Source organism: Bacteroidota bacterium, assembly GCA_016721765.1.
GTDB lineage: Bacteria > Bacteroidota > Bacteroidia > UBA4408 > UBA4408 > UBA4408.
The window spans coordinates 1,326,446-1,347,122 of the sequence record JADKHO010000001.1 but is presented as its reverse complement, the minus strand read 5'-3'; the positions used below and the strand labels follow the sequence as shown (position 1 = coordinate 1,347,122).

Annotated in this window: 16 protein-coding genes; 11 read left to right on the top strand and 5 right to left on the bottom strand. The window is 38.4% G+C overall.

Features of this window, described 5'->3' with window-relative positions:
- Nucleotides 1-20: 20 nt before the first annotated feature.
- The 11 genes from nuoF (at nt 21) to asnS (ending at nt 16,202) form a co-directional block, all read left to right on the top strand.
- Entirely contained in the window at nt 21-1,370 is a 1,350-nt protein-coding gene (nuoF, locus tag IPP32_04665; GenBank protein ID MBL0047376.1) for an NADH-quinone oxidoreductase subunit NuoF, read from the top strand.
- A gap of 8 nt (nt 1,371-1,378) precedes the next feature.
- A complete protein-coding gene (locus IPP32_04660; protein ID MBL0047375.1) occupies nt 1,379-2,464 on the top strand; it encodes a (2Fe-2S)-binding protein in 1,086 nt (361 codons plus the stop codon).
- A gap of 6 nt (nt 2,465-2,470) precedes the next feature.
- The gene (nuoH, locus tag IPP32_04655; GenBank protein ID MBL0047374.1) at nt 2,471-3,496 is read left to right on the top strand and encodes an NADH-quinone oxidoreductase subunit NuoH; all 1,026 of its coding nucleotides are present in this window, start codon (nt 2,471-2,473) and stop codon (nt 3,494-3,496) included.
- A gap of 81 nt (nt 3,497-3,577) precedes the next feature.
- A complete protein-coding gene (locus tag IPP32_04650) occupies nt 3,578-4,144 on the top strand; it encodes an NADH-quinone oxidoreductase subunit I (GenBank protein MBL0047373.1) in 567 nt (188 codons plus the stop codon).
- A 3-nt stretch (nt 4,145-4,147) separates the two neighbouring features.
- Nucleotides 4,148-4,645: an NADH-quinone oxidoreductase subunit J gene (locus IPP32_04645; protein ID MBL0047372.1), complete on the top strand. Its 498-nt coding sequence runs from the start codon at nt 4,148-4,150 to the stop codon at nt 4,643-4,645.
- A gap of 39 nt (nt 4,646-4,684) precedes the next feature.
- Entirely contained in the window at nt 4,685-5,002 is a 318-nt protein-coding gene (gene nuoK / locus IPP32_04640) for an NADH-quinone oxidoreductase subunit NuoK (GenBank protein MBL0047371.1), read from the top strand.
- 45 nt (nt 5,003-5,047) lie between these two features.
- Complete coding sequence (gene nuoL / locus IPP32_04635) at nt 5,048-6,958, top strand: NADH-quinone oxidoreductase subunit L (GenBank protein MBL0047370.1); 1,911 nt, start codon at nt 5,048-5,050, stop codon at nt 6,956-6,958.
- Between the two features lie 94 nt (nt 6,959-7,052).
- Nucleotides 7,053-8,507, top strand: coding sequence for an NADH-quinone oxidoreductase subunit M (locus IPP32_04630; protein ID MBL0047369.1), 1,455 nt, complete (start codon nt 7,053-7,055; stop codon nt 8,505-8,507).
- Between the two features lie 50 nt (nt 8,508-8,557).
- On the top strand, nt 8,558-9,931 hold the full coding sequence (locus IPP32_04625) for an NADH-quinone oxidoreductase subunit N (protein ID MBL0047368.1): 1,374 nt from the start codon (nt 8,558-8,560) through the stop codon (nt 9,929-9,931).
- 132 nt (nt 9,932-10,063) lie between these two features.
- Nucleotides 10,064-14,719: a T9SS type A sorting domain-containing protein gene (locus IPP32_04620; protein MBL0047367.1), complete on the top strand. Its 4,656-nt coding sequence runs from the start codon at nt 10,064-10,066 to the stop codon at nt 14,717-14,719.
- A gap of 94 nt (nt 14,720-14,813) precedes the next feature.
- On the top strand, nt 14,814-16,202 hold the full coding sequence (gene asnS, locus IPP32_04615; protein ID MBL0047366.1) for an asparagine--tRNA ligase: 1,389 nt from the start codon (nt 14,814-14,816) through the stop codon (nt 16,200-16,202).
- A 24-nt stretch (nt 16,203-16,226) separates the two neighbouring features.
- Here asnS and IPP32_04610 read toward each other — a convergent pair whose 3' ends face one another.
- The 5 genes from IPP32_04610 to IPP32_04590 all read right to left on the bottom strand — a co-directional run bounded on the left by IPP32_04610 (nt 16,227) and on the right by IPP32_04590 (nt 20,479).
- Nucleotides 16,227-16,823, bottom strand: a complete 597-nt coding sequence (locus tag IPP32_04610; GenBank protein MBL0047365.1) for a hypothetical protein — start codon at nt 16,821-16,823, stop codon at nt 16,227-16,229.
- Nucleotides 16,824-16,965: 142 nt separating this feature from the next.
- On the bottom strand, nt 16,966-18,678 hold the full coding sequence (locus IPP32_04605) for a hypothetical protein (GenBank protein ID MBL0047364.1): 1,713 nt from the start codon (nt 18,676-18,678) through the stop codon (nt 16,966-16,968).
- A gap of 199 nt (nt 18,679-18,877) precedes the next feature.
- Nucleotides 18,878-19,510, bottom strand: a complete 633-nt coding sequence (locus IPP32_04600; GenBank protein MBL0047363.1) for a deoxynucleoside kinase — start codon at nt 19,508-19,510, stop codon at nt 18,878-18,880.
- Between the two features lie 117 nt (nt 19,511-19,627).
- Entirely contained in the window at nt 19,628-20,146 is a 519-nt protein-coding gene (folK, locus tag IPP32_04595) for a 2-amino-4-hydroxy-6-hydroxymethyldihydropteridine diphosphokinase (GenBank protein ID MBL0047362.1), read from the bottom strand.
- Between the two features lie 144 nt (nt 20,147-20,290).
- Nucleotides 20,291-20,479, bottom strand: coding sequence for an RNA-binding protein (locus tag IPP32_04590; GenBank protein ID MBL0047361.1), 189 nt, complete (start codon nt 20,477-20,479; stop codon nt 20,291-20,293).
- Between the last annotated feature and the right edge of the window lie 198 nt (nt 20,480-20,677).

The window sequence follows — 20,677 nt, the reverse complement described above, 5'->3', positions numbered from 1 at the left end:
TTCGAATACAAAGCAAGCGAATGGGAAGAAAATTATTATTAGAACACGATGGAGTTCCGGGTATTGAAACACTAGCGGTATATCGCTCAAAAGGCGGATATGCTTCAGTAGAAAAAGCCCTAAAAACTATGACTCCGGATGCAGTAACCGAAGAAGTAAAAAAATCGGGTTTGCGCGGAAGAGGTGGTGCCGGATTTCCGGCTGGGATGAAATGGAGTTTTTTAGACCGTAAATCCAATAAGCCCCGCTACTTAGTTTGCAATGCAGATGAAAGCGAACCTGGAACTTTCAAAGACCGTTATTTAATGGAAAAGCACCCTCATCTTTTTATTGAGGGAATGATTACTTCCAGCTATGCGCTGGGTGCCAACACTTCTTTTGTATACATAAGAGGCGAATATTATTACGTGATGCGGGTGTTAGAAAAAGCAATTGCGGAGGCTTATGCAGCAGGTTGGTTAGGGAAAAATATTTTAGGAACCGATTATTCACTCGATTTATATGTTCACATTGGTGCAGGCGCTTATATCTGTGGCGAAGAAACAGCACTTCTTGAATCACTCGAAGGAAAACGAGGAAACCCACGCATGAAACCGCCGTTTCCTGCGATTGCCGGTTTATACGCCAGTCCAACTGTTGTGAACAATGTAGAAACTATTGCATCGGTTGTCCCTATCATAAATATGGGCGGCGATGAATATGCTAAAATTGGCATTGGCCGAAGCACCGGAACAAAACTCATATCAGCTAGCGGAAACATTAATAGACGTGGCGTATATGAAATTGAGCTTGGTTTACCGGTTGAGGAGTTTATCTTTTCAGAAGAATACTGTGGTGGAATTCCGAACGGAAAAAAAATGAAGGCCTGTGTACCGGGTGGATCTTCTGTTCCCATTTTACCTACCGAATTAATTTTAAAAACCGCGGCAGGTGAGCCACGACTCATGAGCTACGAATCCTTAAGTGACGGTGGTTTTGTGAGCGGTTCAATGCTAGGCTCCGGAGGATTTATTGTGTACGATGAGGATGCTTCCATACCACATGGTTTATATACCTTCGCACGCTTTTACCATCACGAAAGTTGCGGACAATGCAGCCCTTGCAGGGAAGGAACAGGTTGGTTAGAAAAAGTATTGCACCGCATCATTCACGGTCACGGCAAAATGAGCGATATAGATTTACTGGTGGATGTAGCCAAAAAAATTGAAGGAAATACCATTTGTCCATTAGGAGATGCTGCTGCCTGGCCCATTGCAAGTGCGGTGCGCCACTTTAGAAGTGAATTTGAATGGTACATCAATAATCCCGATAAGGTGGTAAAAATGAAGCATGGATTTTACAGTGCTAAAAATAGTTTGGTGAATGCTTAATAAAAACTATGGCAAAAGTTACAATTGATAATGTGGAGATTGAAGTTCCGGACGGGACTACCATCTTAAATGCAGCACGTATGATTCCCCGTGAAGGGGTGAACCAAGCAGGTGAAATTGTTCCACCTGCCATGTGCTACTATAGTAAACTTAAAGGCAGTGGCGGTAAATGCCGCACTTGTTTAGTGAAGGTGGCACAAGGATCAGCAAAAGACCCGCGCCCAATGCCCAAATTGGTGGTGAGCTGCTCCACTACTGTTCAAGATGGAATGGTGGTTCAAAATATTACTTCTCCGGAAGTGTTGGAAGCACGCAAAGGAGTAGTTGAATTTTTACTGCTCAATCATCCACTCGATTGCCCAATTTGCGATCAAGCCGGAGAATGTGATTTGCAAAACTTAGGATACAAGCACGGTTTAGCAAAAACCCGCTACGAAGAAGAACGCCGAACTTTTGAAAAAATCGACATCGGAAATAAAATTCAACTTCACATGACGCGTTGCATCTTGTGTTACCGATGCACCTATGTGGCTGATCAATTAACCGATAAACGCGTACACGGCATTATTAACCGTGGTGATGCGGCCGAAATTAGTACCTACATTAAAAATGCAGTGGAGAATGATTTCTCCGGTAACATGATAGATGTATGTCCAGTTGGCGCTTTAACTGATAAAACCTATCGTTTTAAAAACCGTGTATGGTTTACCAAACCGGTAGATGCACACCGCGATTGCAAAAAATGCAGTGGCGAAGTTATGTTGTGGTGCAAAGGGCAAGAGGTAATTCGTGTTACTGCCCGAAAGGATAAAAACGGAGAAGCCGAGAAGTTTATTTGCAACGAATGCCGCTTCGATAAAAAGAATACTGCCGATTGGGTAATTGAAGGACCATCACACATTCGTAGAGATTCTGTTATTTCGCAAAATCATTACGAAGGAATTGACTTGACTAAATTACGCTTGGAAATTAACCGTCAAATTAAATTTCAAGGTGGTAAAAAAATTGATGAAAACTATACGCTGAATCAAATTGAAAAAGGCGAAAGAGAAAAATTGCTAAGCGAACAACTCAAATTAGGAGGAAGAAAATAAACAGATATGCTCTCATTACTCATCTACAAATTTATTTTAGTGCTGATAATTTTCGGCATTAGCTTGCTCATTGCCATGTACGCTACCTACGGCGAACGTAAAATAGCTGCCTTTATGCAAGACCGCATGGGACCAAGCAGAGCGGGACCTTGGGGATTGTTACAACCGGCTGCCGATGGACTTAAAATGTTTATGAAGGAGGAAATTATTCCGGATGTTTCAAATAAAGCCTTGTTTATTATCGGCCCTTGCATTGCCATGTTAACTGCTTGCATGACCGGAGTGGTAGTTCCTTGGGGCGGTTCCTTAGAAATTGGAGGGAAGCAATATCCATTACAAATTGCTGATATCAACATCGGAGTGCTTTATGTTTTTGGCGTTGTTTCAATAGGTGTTTATGGAATTATGATTGGCGGATGGGCAAGTAATAATAAATTTTCATTGCTCGGTGCCTTAAGAGCTTCGGCTCAAATGATTAGCTATGAAGTTGCAATGGGATTAGCCATAATTGCACTTATCATGACAACCGGAACGATCAGTTTAAAGGAAATTACAGAACAACAAAGTCATGGAATGTGGAACATTGTTTACCAACCACTGGGCTTCCTCATTTTTTTAATTTGTGCATTTGCCGAAACCAATCGCGCACCTTTTGATTTACCGGAGTGTGAAACCGAATTAGTTGGAGGTTATCACACGGAATATAGTTCTATGAAATTAGGATTTTACTTATTTTCAGAGTACATCAACATGTTTATTTCTTCGGCAATTATATCTACCCTTTATTTTGGTGGATATAACATTCCTTTTATTGATCATTTGCATCTTTCTCAAAATGCCGTAACTATACTTGGTGTAGTGTTTTTGTTCGCAAAAATTTTCTTCTTCATTTTCTTCTTCATGTGGATTCGCTGGACTGTTCCGCGTTTCCGTTACGATCAACTAATGAATTTAGGCTGGAAGATATTAATACCTTTGTCGCTAGCGAATATAGCGCTCACAGGGGGTGTGATGATGTTATTTAAAAATTAAAAGCATGCTTTTAAACAATTTGTTTTGCCAATTAATTCCTGTCAAGCAATTTGTTTATTGAGAATTGAAAACTGAATAAAAATGCAATTAACCAATCGCTCAAAAGTAGTTTCTAAAAAAGAAATGTCGCTTGCCGAAAGGCTTTACTTACCTGCAATTGTAGGTGGTATGGGAATTACGCTTAAACACATGTTTAAGAAAAAAGCGACGATTGATTATCCGAATGTTCACCGTGAATTTAGTCCGGTTTATCGTGGTCAGCATGTTTTAAAACGCGACGACAATGGGGCTGAACGTTGCACTGCTTGTGGCTTGTGTGCGGTGGCTTGTCCGGCCGAAGCTATTACAATGACGGCAGCAGAGCGCAAACCCGGAGAAGAAAAATTGTACCGTGAAGAAAAATACGCCAGCACTTACGAAATTAATATGCTGCGCTGTATCTTCTGCGGATTGTGCGAAGAAGCTTGCCCCAAAGAAGCCATTTTCTTAACCGATAAAACAGTGCCTTCTACTTTCGAACGGGATGAATTTTTATACGGAAAAGCCATTTTAGTTGAGCCACTTGATAAACGAGTAGATGTTAGCAAACGCCAAACAAATGCTGTTGCTGAATTCAAGAAAAACACAAAGTTTGCACACAATAAATAAGCTATGACCCAATATTTATTTTACTTTCTCTCCTTTGTTGCAGTGCTTTGTGCACTCCGAGTTGTTACCTCCAAAAATCCTGTGCACAGTGTATTGTACCTCATCATTACCTTCTTTGCCATTGGATGTCATTACTTGATTTTGAATGCACAATTTTTAGCGGCAGTGCATATCATTGTGTATGCTGGAGCGATCATGGTTTTGTTTCTGTATGTGATTATGATGCTGAACCTCAACAAAGAGTCAGAACCACATAAAAGCAATATTTTAAAATTTGCGGCAACCATTGCCGGTGGATTGCTTTTAGTAACCCTTGTAAGTGCTTTAAAAGGAACCGAAAGTATTAGTATTACCAATCCGGCAAACGACCAAATAGGATTAATAAAAAATTTAGGACAGGTTCTTTTTAAAGAGTATTTACTGCCTTTCGAAGTTTCTTCAGTCTTGTTTTTATCAGCAATGGTAGGAGCTGTGATGTTGGGCAAAAATGAAATAAAATAAAGTTTGTTAAGAAACCTGAAACAATAGAAACCAAAAAATATGTTAGCCTATAAAGGAATTCCATTAGAGCATTACTTGTTGCTGTGTGCAGCTTTGTTCACCATTGGTGTATTAGGAGTATTGTACCGTCGAAATGCCATCATAATTTTTATGAGTATTGAGTTGATGTTGAATGCTGTTAATTTACTACTCGTTGCATTTTCAACCTTTCGTTCCGATGCATCGGCTCAGGTTTTTGTATTTTTTATCATGGCCGTCGCAGCAGCTGAAGTTGCAGTTGGGCTTGCCATATTGATGATGATTTACAGAAATATCCGCACAACCGATATTGATGCTTTAAATAGATTGAAGTGGTAGAAAATTAGGAATACATTTTACACGATTAAAGAATTTTAAACTTATATGACCAATCTCGTTACACTCATTCCGCTTTTTCCATTGCTCGGATTTTTGATTCTGGGTTTATTCGGAAACAAATTATCCAAATCACTTGCCGGTGTTATTGCCAGTGGTGCCATATTTATTTCTTTTGCTATTTCTGTTTATCTATTTGCTGTTTTGCTGCAAGCACCCAAAGAAAATTCTTCATTTACTTACGATGTGCTGGATTGGATTATGGCCGGAAATTTTTCGGTATCCATCTCCTTTTTACTTGACCCACTCTCCTCTATATTTCTACTCATAATTACCGGTGTAGGGTTTTTGATCCACATTTACAGCACCGGTTACATGCATGAAGATGAAGGACACAACAAATTTTTCTCGTACCTCAACTTGTTTGTTTTTTTCATGTTGTTACTCGTGCTAGGCTCCAATTACCTGGTAATGTTTGTGGGTTGGGAAGGTGTTGGTTTGTGTTCTTATTTGCTCATCGGATTTTGGTTTAAAAACACCAATTATAACAATGCTGCTAAGAAAGCATTTGTCATGAATCGTATCGGAGACTTAGGTTTCCTGATGGGTATCATATTAATCTTTACCACATTTGGTAGCATCAATTATGCAACCGTTTTTGCAACCGCTAAAGGATTTATTTCGGATCATCATACCATCACCATCATCACCGCTTTACTCTTCATTGGGGCTATTGGTAAAAGTGCTCAAATACCATTGTACACTTGGCTTCCGGATGCCATGGCCGGTCCCACTCCTGTTTCTGCATTAATACATGCCGCCACCATGGTTACCGCTGGGATATACATGATTGCCCGAAGCAATATTTTATTTGCACTCTCTCCGATTACCATGGAAGTGATTGCTGTAATCGGTTTAGCTACCGCTTTGTTAGCAGCTACAATTGGTTTGGCTCAAAATGACATTAAAAAAGTACTCGCATATTCAACGGTAAGCCAATTGGGACTTATGTTTTTGGCCTTAGGTGTTGGCGCTTTTTCAAGCGGAGTATTTCATGTTATGACACATGCATTTTTTAAAGCCCTTTTATTCTTGGGCGCAGGAAGTGTGATTCACGCAATGAGCGGCGAGCAGGACATACGCAACATGGGCGGATTAAAGAAACATTTACCCATTACCTATCTCACTTTTCTTATTGGTACCATTGCCATTAGCGGAGTCCCACCCTTTGCCGGATTTTTTAGCAAGGATGAAATTTTAGCACATGTTTTTGCGCACAATAAAATCTTTTGGCTTTTGGGTGTAATTGTATCAATCATGACAGCTTTTTATATGTTTCGCTTATTCTTTCTAACCTTTTATGGGGAATTCAGAGGCACAAAAGAACAGCATCATCATTTACACGAATCCCCAAAATCCATCACAACTCCCCTAATAATTTTGGCGGTGCTTTCAGTAATTGGTGGTTTTGTAGGACTACCTGAAATATTCCATGTCCCTCACTTGTTGAAAAACTTTTTGGAGCCTGTGTTTGCCGATGCTGATATCCGAATGCTCCCGCACGAAGTTTCGCATGCTGCTGAATGGAGTTTGATGGGAGTAGCTATTTTATCTGCCGTAATTTCAATTTACGTTGCCTACAATAAATATGTAAAAAACAAAGAAATTCCGGTTGCCGAAACAAGTGTGTTGAAACCTGTTCACAAATTGGTTTACCACAAATATTTTGTTGATGAATTTTATAATAATCTCATTACACGTCCTTTGAATTGGACCTCTAAACAGTTTCATACTTTTATGGATATTCAGGTTATTGATGGCTTGGTCAATTTCATTGGCCGAGCAGTCGTTTGGAGCAGTGGTATCGTGAGGTACGCTCAAGCAGGAAACACCGGGTTTTATATTTTCGCAATGGTGTTGAGTATCGTATTAATGTTGGTTTTTAAATTGGTAATCTAAATCTTACTAAGCTCAATGGCTTAAAATACAGCGTTTAAAAAAATTATACACTGTAATAGTTGTCCTTGAGGTTGAAAAATAAATTAAAAAAATTATGATTAGCGGACTTTTACTTCTTTTACCACTTGTTTCATCCCTCCTCTTGCTTTTTATAAAAGGAGAAAACGCGAAAAAAGCGGCATTGGCATTTTCACTTGCTCAATTAATACCCACGTTAATCGTGTTAGCGCAATTTACACACGATGCAAGCACCCAATTTTTGCTCGACTTTTGGTGGATTCCTTCATTGGGAATCAGTTTTAAAGTAGGCATTGACGGAATAAGTATAGTATTAATATTACTCACAAACCTTTTGGTTCCATTTATTATACTCTCCTCTTTTCACAAAAAAAACTACGATAAACCACATGTATTTTATTCCTTGATTCTATTGATGCAAATGGCTCTTCTAGGCGTTTTTATGGCAATGGACGGCTTTCTTTTTTATATTTTCTGGGAGTTAGCGCTTATCCCAATCTATTTTATTTGTCTCATTTGGGGAGGCGAAAATCGTGCCCGCATCACATTTAAATTTTTTCTTTACACCCTTTTGGGAAGTTTGTTCATGTTGGTGGCGCTTATTTACATCTATTTGCAAACGCCCGGATCCCATAGCTTCGATATTCAAGCTTTATACACCGCGGGAAGGGCTTTACCTCTCGCGACACAAGGAATTTTGTTTTGGGGATTATTTGTAGCATTTGCCATAAAAATGCCCATTTTCCCTTTTCATACTTGGCAACCCGATACCTACACAGTAGCGCCAACTCAAGGAACTATGCTGCTTTCGGGAATTATGTTAAAAATGGGTATTTATGGCGTTATTCGTTGGTTGCTACCAATGGTTCCGGCCGGAGTGCACGAATGGAGTAGCTTTGCAATAACACTCTCGGTAATTGGAGTAGTTTATGCCTCCTGCATTGCTATTGTTCAAAAAGACTTCAAACGGCTTGTTGCCTACTCCTCTATTGCACACGTTGGATTAATTTCAGCTGGTGTATTTACCTTAACCATTCAGGGTTTACAAGGTGCGATGGTGCAAATGGTGAGTCATGGTATAAATGTGTTTGCCTTATTTTATATAATCGATGAAATTGAAGACCGCACCGGAACCCGCAATTTAAATGAGCTTGGTGGGGTAAGAAGTATTGCTCCAAAATTTGCAACAGCATTTATGATAATAATGTTAGGAAGTGTTGCGTTACCGCTAACAAACGGATTTATTGGAGAATTCTTACTCATTAATGGTTTGTATCAATACGGAGCTTGGACTGCAGCAGTTGCAGGACTATCTATCATTTTAGGTGCTATTTATATGTTAACTGCCTATCAAAAATCAATGTTAGGAGAACTCAAAGAAGCAACTTTTAAATTTCCGGATATGAATACCGAGGAAATGTCCATTTTAATTCCAGTAGTATTGATGGTTATTGCTTTTGGCTTGTATCCCAAACCCTTGCTCGAACTATCAGAACCGGCAATTACAAAATTATTGACATTAACAAAATAAGAATTATGCAGGCCTTAAAAGCCAAGCAATAAAAAATACGTATTAAGCATATGAAATCATTGTTACTTCTTTCCGGATTAGGTGTCTTGGCACTGCTTGCGGAGATTTTTAATTTAAAAAAGCGCTTGTATCCGGTTGTACTAATTGGGCTTCTTGTTACAATTGCTGCTGCTGTGAAAGATTGGAATACAAATATTCATTACTATTCCAACATGATGTTATTCGACAATTTTGCCATCACTTTTACCGTATTGATTTGTGTAGTGGCGTTGCTCTGGTTTGTAATGTCTCAAAGCTATTTTACCGAAGAAACGAATGTTACCGATCATTTTGCTTTAGTTTTGTTTTCATTGGTTGGTGCAGTTTGTATGGTAAGTTACAACAATATGGCCATGCTCTTTTTAGGTATAGAAATATTATCACTTTCCTTGTATGTGATGGCCGGAAGTAAAAAGAATGATTTACTCAGCAACGAAGCTGCACTTAAGTATTTCTTAATGGGTTCTTTTGCCACAGGTTTTTTGCTTTTTGGAATTGCACTTATTTATGGTGCAAGCGGTTCTTTTCATTTAAGTGCCATTGCTTACTATATTTCCGAAAACCAAGGACATTTGCCAACCTTCTTTTATGCAGGCGTTTTATTAATGTTGGTTGGAATGGCATTTAAAGTTTCAGCAGCACCTTTTCACTTTTGGGCACCTGATGTATATCAGGGTTCCCCAACAGTTGTTACCGCTTTTATGGCAACTATTGTGAAAACGGCCGCGTTTGCCGCTTTCTTCCGTTTGTTTGCGACCTGCTTCATGGGAGTGGCAGGAACATGGACAGATATTGTATCTGTGATGTGCATTCTTACTTTAATTGTGGGAAACATTACTGCCGTTTTTCAAGAAAGTACCAAACGTATGTTAGCATTTTCAAGTGTTGCACATGCTGGTTATATGTTGCTAGCTATTGTTTCGCTATCCGCGCATTCCGGTTCTAACATTTTATATTATACTGCAGCGTATTCAGTTGCTACAATTGCCTCTTTTACTGTGCTTTATAATGTAATGCAAGGTGCAGGTGATGCAATCGAAAGTTTTAATGGTCTTTCTAAACGAAATCCGTTTGCAGCTTTGGTAATGGCAGTTGCATTACTCTCACTTGCCGGAATTCCACCTATGGCTGGATTTTTTGGAAAATATTACTTGTTTACCTCCGCTTTAGAAGCACACCATATTTGGCTTGTCCTTGTAGCTGTATTTGCCTCATTGGTAGGTGTTTACTACTATTTTAAGATACTAATTGCCATGTATTTTAAGCCCGCTAAAAACGCTGCAGCACTTTCTCTCTCTGGTTCACATCAATTATTGCTAGTTATTTCGCTTTTATTGATGCTTTTGATGGGAGCTATGCCGGATTGGATAATTCGTTTGATATAATTGCCTAAAACCACCATTTTCTCCACCACAAATTTTCCTTCCAAAATTTTCCTGCTTTTTATCGAAGAGTAGGGGCTTTTTTATAGTTTTTTTACTATTATTACGCTCCAAAATATCTTAACCCTAAATGGTATGAAAAATTTATACACAAGCATTTATAAAAAATTCAATTGCAGCTTTTTGCTTATCTTACTTTTATTGACATCCTTACAAACCAAAGCCCAATACTGCAATACCGGTTTGGGTGGTGCAGGTTGTGGTGTAGATCAAATTACAGGTGTTGAAATTATTGGAACAACATTGGTCAACCCTAATGATACTTGTACAGGTACATTTACGAATACTTTAACCGTATTTCCAGATAGTGCAAATACCACAGCAAATTTAATGCAGGGAGTTACCTATACCTTAAGCATCACTACAGGTGCAAATAATATTATTTCTGTTTGGTTGGATTACAATCAAGATTTTACATTCGATGCTTCAGAATGGACGCAAGTGTGCACCACTTCAGTGGCTGGTGGAACTACAACCGTTCAAGTAACAATACCTTTCTCTGCTTTAGTTGGAACAACCGGTCTCCGCATCAGAAGCCGTGGAGTTAACAATACGAATGGAGCAACAGATGCTTGTTCAAACTTTGGGTCGGGAGAAACCGAAGATTATACCATCCATATCATTGCAGCGCCACCTTGCACCGGAACCCCTGTTGCCGGCACTGCAACCGCCGGTAGTGCTGTTTGCCCAAATGTTCCTTTTAATCTAACATTAACCGGCAGCACTCAGGCTGCTGGACTAACCTATCAATGGGAATTATCGCCTGATAGTATTGTTTGGACAGCTATTTCAGGTGCTGTTGCCAATTTTTATACTGCTACCCAAATGAACAATACTTATTATCATTGTATTGTAACTTGCGCCGGTCAAGCTGATACCTCTAGTGTTGTGCTGGTAACAACAAATTCATTTGTAAATTGCTATTGCACTTCTTTTCCAACCAATACAGTTGATGACGATATTGGAAATGTTACGTTTGCCGGATTAAATAATGGAGTTGGAACACCTGCCCTTAACAATTCTACTTCAGTAAATACCTACACTGATTTTACCTCATTGCCTCCCACTGTATTGTTACAAGGCTTAAGCTATCCTATAGAAGTAACTCAAATTAATAGTTCAGGAAATTTTTATGCTTGTTATTTAACCGTATACATCGATTACAATCACGATGGCGTTTTTGATATCACCAATGAACTTATTTTTGATGGCGAAACCAATTCAGCTGTTGGTGGAAATATCTTATCGGGAACCGTTACTATCCCGGTAGCCTCCACTCCGGGTATAACACGCATGCGTGTATTGTTACAAGAAGCAGGCAATGTTGGACAGCCATCTTGCGGGAGTTATGGCTACGGTGAAACAGAAGATTATTTGGTTAATATTCAAGCTGCAGTGCTATGTGTAGCGCCACCAACTGCTGGAACTGCGGTTGCTTCTACAGCAAATGTGTGCCCCGCAATTCCTTTTAATTTAAATTTAACAGGCAGCACAATTGCTTCCGGATTAACTTATCAATGGCAAAGTTCAGCAACTACCAGCAATTTTACAAATATAAGCGGGGCTACTTCCATTAATTACTCTACCACTCTAAACACTAATACCTACTACCGTTGTGTAGTTACGTGCAGTGGTGTTTCAGACACATCAACCAATGTGTTAGTAAATGTAAATTCCTTTGTGAATTGTTATTGTACATCAGCTGCAACCAGCACAGGTGATGACGATATTGGTAACGTAACTCTTGGCTCCATAAATAATGGAGTTGCTAGTCCGGCTACTTTAAATCCAACATCAATAAATACCTATACGAATTTTAGTAATTTACCGACACAAACATTTTTAAAAACAATTTCCTATCCCCTTTCAATCACCCAAATTAATTTAAATGGCTTCTATGCTTGTTCGGTTGTGGTGTTTATCGACTACGATCAAAATGGTGTATTTGACCCGCAAACAGAAGCTGTATTTAGCGGCAATACAAATGCCGCTGCCGGTGGAAATACCGTAACGGGAAGTGTTACAATTCCATCAACAGCTTTAAGTGGCAATACACTTATGCGTGTAGTACTTGTTGAAGGAACAACAACACCATCTCCCTGCGGAACTTACACTTGGGGTGAAACAGAAGACTATACCATAGATATTCAACCAGCTGTTCCTTGTGTTGCTCCTCCTACTGCTGGAACAGCTCTTTCATCCGTAACTAATATTTGCCCTGGTATTAACTTTAACCTTAATTTATCAGGAAGTACAATTGCTGCCGGATTAACTTACCAATGGCAAATTTCTTCCAACAATGTCAATTTTACTGATATTGCCGGAGCTACTTCAATAAATTACACCACGTCTCAAACCAGCAATAGCTATTACCGGTGTTTAATTTTTTGTACGGGCGTTTCAGACTCTTCTAGTTCGGTTTACGTAACTACTAATAGTTTTGTGGCTTGTTATTGTACATCTGCAGCAAACAGCACAGTAGATGATGATATCGGAAATTTTACATTGGGTTCCTTAAATAACGGTGTGGGCTCTCCGGCGCTGAGCAATGCTACATCTGTTAATACATATACTGATTTTTCATCTCTACCACCCACTATTCTGTTACAAGGTTTGAGCTACCCTATTTCCATGACTCAAATAAATAGTTCAGCAACCTTTTATAGCTGCTACTTAACCGTTTACATCGACTATAATCACGATGGAATTTTTGACATTAACAACGAATTAATTTTCGATGGTCAAACTGTTGCCGGACAAGGAGGTAATTTACTTGCCGGAAACGTTACTATTCCTTTGACTTCCTTAGCGGGAGTTACTACATTACGTGCGGTACTGCGTGAAAATGGTAGCATCACACAATCCCCATGTGGTGGATATGGATATGGTGAAACAGAGGACTATTTAGTTGATATTATTCCTGCGCCGCCTTGTGTTGCACCACCTGCTGCAGGAACTGCAATGGCTTCGGATTCAACAGTATGCCCAAATATTAATTTTAACTTAAGTTTGATGGGAAGTGCCTTAGCCTCAGGATTAAGCTACCAATGGGAATCATCAACAGATAATGTAAACTGGACTAGTATATCTGGAGCGACAACATTGTATTATCAAACCTCACAAACAGTAAGTACGTATTACCGATGCAATGTTTTTTGCACTGCTGTTTCAAGCACCTCAGCTTCATTATTTGTATCCCTTAATAGTTTTGTGGATTGCTATTGTACCTCCTTTGCAACAAGTGATCAAGGTGCGGATATAGGAAATCTTACTATTGGTCAAATCAACAATGGTGTAGCAGTACCGATTTCAAATAACCCGCTGGCTATAAACACTTATACTGATTTCTCTTACTTGGGTGCATATAATTTTACTAAAAACATTTATTATACAATTAAAGTTTCTCAAATCAATAGTGCAGGCTCAACCGCTTGCAGAATGGCAGCATTTATTGATTATGACCACGATGGAATTTTTGATCCTTCGAGTGAAATTGTATTCGGTGGTCAAACTCCAAATGGTGTACTAAACAATTTGGTAATTGATTCCATAAATATACCAAGCACTGCCTTAACCGGAGTAACAAAAATGAGATTAGTAATCGAACAAGGAACTAATATTCCGGATCCTTGTGGTTCTTATTTTAATGGAGAAACTGAGGATTATTTAATTAATATCTTAAATGATAATCCTTGTTCTATTCCATTTACGGTAGGACCAACTGCCAGCAGCGTTCCAAGTGTTTGTTCGGAAGATATTTTTGCATTATCGCTACCTTCACTTCTACCGGATACAGGCTATTCTTTCCAATGGCAATCTTCATCCAACAATAGTGTTTGGAATAACATTGCAGGAGCAACCAATCAGTTTTATAATGGTTCCGAAAATTTCCCAACATACTACCGTTGTATTGTTGCTTGCAGTGCCGGAACCGATAGTATTGCTTCTACTTCTATTTTTGTAGATAAAAAACCTTTGTCGGATTGCAGCTATTGCAACTCTATAATTAATGGTAATTGTGACATCAATTATTATATTGATTCAGTTGCCATTGGTGGAACTACTCTAAACAATTCTAACTCAGGTTGTGCTGCCAATTCTGGTTTTGCATTTTCAAAATATCCAGCCAATGGAAATACCACCTCCACTTTAGGACAAGGTAATTATTACGATATTTTTGTAAAAACTGCAGGTTCTTGTAATTTATCCGTATGGGTGGATTACGATCAAAGTGGCACATTTGATGCCAAGGAATGGATTCAAATTTCTGCCGCGACCGACTCTGCTGTAACAACAACTATTCCTTTGGTAATTCCTGATACGGTAACTTTAGGCCTAACCGGAATGCGCATCCGATCACGTAAAGCAGGAAATCAAAATTTAGCAATTGATGCATGTAGCACTTATGGTAGTGGCGAAACAGAAGATTACTATATAACCCTGGTAGCAGCTATCTCCACAGGAAAAGAACTTCAGAACGATAAAAACATAAAAATTTATCCAAATCCAAGTAATGGAATTGTAAGTATTGAATATCGCTCAGATGAAGCAAAATCATTACAGGTGCGGATTATGAATATGGAAGGTCGTGAAATCTACGCCCAAACAAGCGAGAAATTCAAAGGCGTTTATGCGCATAAATTAGATTTATCAAGTTATACTAAAGGAATTTATTTTGTGCAGTTTATTTCTGACAAAAATATCAGCACCAAAAAAATTGTACTTCACTAGGTAGTTATTCTTTACCAATAACAAGGGCTGGGGTTTAATATCTCAGCCCTTGTTTTATTTATTATTTTTGCACTCCATTTTTTACAACAAAACAATGATTCGAACTAAGATTTGTGATTTATTAAAATCAAGCGAGTACCAAAAAGAAGTAACTGTAAAAGGCTGGGTAAGAACCAAGCGTGGAAATAAAAATGTAGCATTTATTGCGGTTAACGACGGTTCAACGATTCATACTATTCAAGCTGTGGCAGATGTTGCTGCATTTGACGAAGAAACGTTAAAGCTGATAACAACCGGCTCATGTGTTAGCATTAGCGGATTATTAGTACAATCACAAGGTCAAGGGCAAAGTGTAGAAATTCAAGCCAACAAAATTGAAGTATATGGAACTGCAGATGCAGAAACATATCCTTTGCAAAAGAAGGGTCATACCTTAGAGTTTTTGCGTGAGATTGCCCACTTAAGACCCCGCACAAATACATTTGGTGCTGTTTTGCGCATACGTCATCACATGGCATTTGCCATCCATAATTATTTCAACACCAAAGGCTTCTTTTACCTTCATACTCCAATCATTACGGGCTCAGATGCTGAAGGAGCAGGTGAAATGTTTCATGTTACCAATTTTGACTTAAAAAATCCTCCCAAAAATGAGGATGGTAGTATAAATTATGCAGAAGATTTTTTCGGGAAAGAAACCAACCTTACTGTTTCCGGACAATTGGAAGGAGAACTGGGAGCTTTAGCACTTTCGCTGATTTACACTTTTGGCCCAACATTTAGAGCTGAGAATTCAAATACCGCTCGTCACTTGGCTGAGTTTTGGATGATTGAACCCGAAATGGCTTTTTATGAGCTCGAAGACAACATGAATTTGGTGGAGGATTTTCTAAAATACCTCATTCAATATTGCCTCGAACACTGTATGGACGATTTGGAATTTCTTACAAAAATGTATGATGCGAATTTAATTGAACGTTTAAAATCAGTTAGTTCCGCTCCATTCGAAAGACTTACCTATACTGCGGCTATAGAAATTCTTAAAAACTCAGGAAATAAATTTGAATACCCGGTTGATTGGGGAACTGATTTACAATCCGAGCACGAACGTTATCTAGTTGAAAAACATTTTAAAAAACCGGTTATTCTAACCAACTATCCTAAACACATTAAAGCCTTTTACATGAAACAGGATGCCGATGGCAAAACTGTTCGTGCCATGGATGTTTTATTTCCGGGAATTGGTGAAATTGTTGGTGGTTCGCAACGCGAAGAGAATTACGATAAGCTACTTGCACGCGTGCGTGAAATGGGCATTCCCGAAAAAGATATTTGGTGGTATTTAGAAACCCGAAAATTTGGAACCGCCCCACATAGCGGATTTGGACTAGGTTTTGAACGATTAATTTTATTTGTAACCGGTATGAGTAACATTCGAGATGTTATTCCTTTTCCAAGAACACCTAAAAACGCAGAGTTTTAAATTGGGTTTTCACTGTAGTCGAATTTACTTACTATTCATTTGCTTTTGCAAACGATAGTACTCCGAATACAATTTTTTTATGTTGTTGTTAATCTTTACGGTGTAGTTATAATCGTAATCAAAGGTTTTATTAAAATTATTAAAGGTGATTTTGGCGATAGGTTCACTCAACACGGCTACATCTAACCCATTTACTTCCTGAAACAAATCAATATCAAATGGAAATACACTCACAAAAGTATCGTAGCGAGGAACAATGGCATTTACTTCGATTATTTTTGAGACAAAACCTCTTTTTGAAAATTCAATGGTGTACTTTTTCCCCAAAGGAAGTTTAACAGCACATCTACCCTTTTTTGAATAACGTGTTGCCATCGTAAAATCGGTTTCATTTAAGATACGCACTACTACCGAATCTAATGCCTTTTGTTTCCCTTTTTCACTCACTGCCGATTGATAAATCATACCATCCAACAATAAATAATATTTGGGATTTAACATGAGCGAATCATTTCTTCGATCCTTGCTAACCGCATTGTCCTTTTGTGCAAAAGCATGCGTTGAAAATAAAGCGAAGCCTAACATTAAAATTCCAAAAATGCGGAGTTGATTCATTTTCATTTTATTGGGTTTTAAGTTACAAATCTATAAAATTTCTACTCCAGCAAATCTCCCCTTCAAAATGTATTCCAACAGGCATATTAACAAAAAAGCCCTGCTTCAAATTCATGGAGCAGGGCTTTTATTTTGATTACTTAATCGATTACATTACGGCAGCTTTGAAATCAGCATTGTCTTTAAATTTAAGAAACTCTCTGTCTTCAGCAGCTTTCGCTTTCAAAGAAGCATCTTTTTCGAAAGCACTTTTTAAATTGCTAACGGTTGCCGATGCATCATTTTTTCGTGAACTGATAATCGCTTTCAGGTAATAACCCATTCCGCTTGTATTGTCCTTACTTGCTTCCAATGCGCTCATTGCGCCTGCATTGTCGCCATTTAATAATTTGGCAAGGGCAGCATTAAAGGTGTTTTCGCTTCCATAATTGCTAACTGCAGCTGAATATTTACCTTTCATAATGTTGATAGCACCCATGTTATAGCTTGCTTCAGGCCCTGCACTTGATGCAGCAGCATAATGTGTTTCAGCCCCATTACGGTCACCCTTTTTAATTGAAATAATTCCAAGATTATTTTCAACCACCGGGTTGTTTGCGGAGGCAGCAGCGGCCTTATTGAAAGCCGTTTCGGCATCGCTCATTTTATTTTGCATTACATACACATAACCCATATTATTGTGTCCTCTCCAATCGTTTGGATAAATGCGGGCTGCGTTAGTGAAGATGTTCATCTTAGCTGTTAAATCGTTGCTCAGGGTTGCAGCATACAACAATTCTTCAATGCTTAAAGAATCCGGTGTAGCAGCCGACATTTGAGTTAACACCTCATCTGATTTCCCTAACATATTTGCATTTACGGTGATTTTGGCACGACGCAATTGCGGCAAAATTTCTTCTGCAATTTCGGTATATGCTTTAGATATATTTTTAATTTCTTGCTCTCTTTTATCTAAATCAGAATAGGTAGAAAGTATACGTAAGATCATGTCCTTATCCGGAACATTAGAAGCTTGCATTAAGGTTTGAAAACCAGCCCAATCTTCAGGAGTAGATGTTTTAGTATAAAAGGCCTCATCTAATCCGATAGTAGCCTTTTTCTTTTTCATTTGGGCCATAAAAAACTTAGCAGTTGTATTGGCACGGTCGCTTGCAAGATTTGCATTTTTATCTTGCTCTCCATCCGGTGATGCGTATGCTGAAATAGCAATTCCTTTAAAATCGAAGCCTTTAGCCATACCGTTAACAAAGAAATCATCAACGCCCTTCATATCGTCCTGCTTCAATTCAGCAGCGCGAATATCTGATTGGCTCATTGCAAAGTTAAGATCAGCTTCTTTAGAAACCGGAATATTTTTTTGGAAATTATCTTTTCCCATTATTGGTTTCTCATCGCTCATAACTAAGCGTGGAGTGATGATTGTTCCATCTGCCATTTTAGGAAGCGGGAAATCTTTAGATTTTGATTTTTTTGAGATAACAGCTTTACCACCTAACTCAGCCACTTTCATACCATCTTCGTAAGCAACTTTATCGGTTATAGTAAAGTCGTAACCCTTATCGCGAACCACTTTAACTCCTGTTCCTTCCTTCACTTTTTCGCCATCAAAGGTGATGGTTTTCAATGCTTTTTCGCCACCATTCCATTTAATAGTTGGCATGAGCACAACTGTGTTTTTTGGACCATACGCTTTTTCAGGTATATGTCCTTTCACAGTAATAGCAACGCTGTCGCCATGCATTTCCAATGGACTTGGAGTTACGGTGTAGGTAACCTTTGACCAATCGGTGCTTTTACATCCTACCAGAACCACAGATGCTGCCGCAACCAGTGAAAATCCTTTAAGTAGATTTTTTTTCATTTTGATTGTGAATTAATTAGAATTGAGTTTAGTGTTAACAAAAATATGCTGCGAAAGTAATTGTTATATTCTGAATATGAAAAACTTTTTTTGCGGGACGAATGAACGGGAATTATCTTTAAATGAACGGGAAATATCCACAGCTGAATAGTTTGTCGATTTGTTAATAAGTGCATCAAAGCCTATTAAAATTGGCACATTATAGAATTAATCGGTTAATTCCAAGCGGATAGTCCTTCTGAATGGCTGCCAAAACAGCTTCATAATCCTTAGTATTGGCCACAAAATCAATATTGTTTACATCAATAATTAATATCCGCTGTTGTTGTTGTTGACGAATATAATCGAAATAGTTTTGCTGCACCTTCTCAAGGTATTGAGGCGCAATGTTTTGTTCAAAATCACGCCCACGCTTTTTGATATTCGTTTTTAATCTATCGATGTCTAAATACAAATACACCAATAAATCGGGTTTAGGCAATTGTGCGTGAATAATGCTAAACAGTTTGTTATACAGTCCAAACTCATCCTCTTTTAAATTCGCTTTTGCAAAAATTAAACACTTATTAAAAAAGTAATCCGAAATGGTAAAACTGGCAAATAAATCGCGGTTGCTGAGATGGTTAGTTAATTGCTGATAGCGTTCGGCTAAAAAAGAAAGCTCAACAGTAAAGGCGTATTTATCGGGATTATCGTAAAACTTGCTTAGAAACAGGTTTTCCTCAAATTGTTCAAGAATAAGTTTGGCACCAAATTGCTCGGAGATTTTACTTGCCAACGAAGTTTTTCCGGCACCAATATTTCCTTCAATTGCAATAAAATCGTAACGCATAGTTTTTTATAGAACGCGGGTAAGGCGGATGTTGCGGTTTAACGCAGATTTAATTTTTTTTTTTTTGAAGGAATAAGTTGAGCTAGTGATTTTCATTATTCAATCCTCTTTAAAAAGCTAGTTGGATATAAAATCCATAAATAATTTTGCTTCCATTACTTTTTTTGCTTCCAATTTATCTTCGCAAGCGCTCAGGAGTTCGGAAATAGTTTTATGTAAAATTGGATGAACTAATTCAGGAGCAATTTCCTGCAGTGGCAACAGGGTAAACTTTCGCTTGTGAAGCAAGGGATGGGGAATTTTTAAATCGCCTTCGTCCAAAATCAGATTGTTGTAAAACAGAATGTCGATATCGATGAGGCGCTCCTGCCATTTGGCTTCGCTGCGCACACGACCAATTTGATTTTCGATGGATAAAACCTTTTCGAGCACTTCTCGAGCTGATTTATCGGTTTCGATTGCCAATACACAATTGTAAAACGGATTTTGATTTTCGTAACCCCAAGCAGCCGTTTCATAAATACCCGATTGCAGCACAATCTTACCAATTTGGCGGTCAATCTTGCGCATAGCATGAAACATTACTTCATCGCGCTTACCTATATTTCCGCCTAAAATCAGGAAAACTTTGTTCATTGAATTTTTTCTCAAACCTACAGCAAATTTTTAGAATTAAAAATGAGCTGTGGAGAAGTTTTTATTAACTAAAAATAAGAGAAAATGATTGCAACCACAGTTGCTTTATGGCGCGTGCATTGTGCACTTTTTGGACTAAACCGATTAGGGTATTTCTACATTCCTACCTAAGGTTTTAAATCGAAGGCCGCTTTTTTGTTCCACGGTTATCGTAATGTGTCCTGTTTTACTTGTATGGATATCGCGTACGATGCCCGATTTACCCACATGAGTTCCGCGAATAACCACACAAGGGTCTCCATCCTTTAGGATTTTAGCCTTTTTAATTGCCATGATTTGATGCCATTTATAGTTCGAATTAAAATCAGCTAAATTTATATCAATCCGTGTATTTATCAATTTACTAGATACAATGCGCTAAATAAAAAAATACACCTGAAGTCAAATTTAAAAAAATCCCATCAGCTATGAAATGAAATTAGCTACACTCGCTTTTCCAAAAAATTAAAGCTTTATATGTAGCTTCGCACA

Excerpts from the sequence above, each read along its gene's own strand:
- asnS (MBL0047366.1), top strand. The coding sequence starts at position 14,814 with ATGATTCGAACTAAGATTTGTGATTTATTAAAATCAAGCGAGTACCAA.
- nuoK (MBL0047371.1), top strand. The coding sequence starts at position 4,685 with ATGTTAGCCTATAAAGGAATTCCATTAGAGCATTACTTGTTGCTGTGT.
- IPP32_04645 (MBL0047372.1), top strand. The coding sequence starts at position 4,148 with ATGACCCAATATTTATTTTACTTTCTCTCCTTTGTTGCAGTGCTTTGT.
- IPP32_04610 (MBL0047365.1), bottom strand. The coding sequence starts at position 16,823 with ATGAAAATGAATCAACTCCGCATTTTTGGAATTTTAATGTTAGGCTTC.
- nuoL (MBL0047370.1), top strand. The coding sequence starts at position 5,048 with ATGACCAATCTCGTTACACTCATTCCGCTTTTTCCATTGCTCGGATTT.
- IPP32_04650 (MBL0047373.1), top strand. The coding sequence starts at position 3,578 with ATGCAATTAACCAATCGCTCAAAAGTAGTTTCTAAAAAAGAAATGTCG.
- IPP32_04600 (MBL0047363.1), bottom strand. The coding sequence starts at position 19,510 with ATGCGTTACGATTTTATTGCAATTGAAGGAAATATTGGTGCCGGAAAA.
- IPP32_04605 (MBL0047364.1), bottom strand. The coding sequence starts at position 18,678 with ATGAAAAAAAATCTACTTAAAGGATTTTCACTGGTTGCGGCAGCATCT.
- IPP32_04620 (MBL0047367.1), top strand. The coding sequence starts at position 10,064 with ATGAAAAATTTATACACAAGCATTTATAAAAAATTCAATTGCAGCTTT.
- nuoH (MBL0047374.1), top strand. The coding sequence starts at position 2,471 with ATGCTCTCATTACTCATCTACAAATTTATTTTAGTGCTGATAATTTTC.
- IPP32_04630 (MBL0047369.1), top strand. The coding sequence starts at position 7,053 with ATGATTAGCGGACTTTTACTTCTTTTACCACTTGTTTCATCCCTCCTC.
- nuoF (MBL0047376.1), top strand. The coding sequence starts at position 21 with ATGGGAAGAAAATTATTATTAGAACACGATGGAGTTCCGGGTATTGAA.
- IPP32_04660 (MBL0047375.1), top strand. The coding sequence starts at position 1,379 with ATGGCAAAAGTTACAATTGATAATGTGGAGATTGAAGTTCCGGACGGG.
- IPP32_04590 (MBL0047361.1), bottom strand. The coding sequence starts at position 20,479 with ATGGCAATTAAAAAGGCTAAAATCCTAAAGGATGGAGACCCTTGTGTG.
- folK (MBL0047362.1), bottom strand. The coding sequence starts at position 20,146 with ATGAACAAAGTTTTCCTGATTTTAGGCGGAAATATAGGTAAGCGCGAT.
- IPP32_04625 (MBL0047368.1), top strand. The coding sequence starts at position 8,558 with ATGAAATCATTGTTACTTCTTTCCGGATTAGGTGTCTTGGCACTGCTT.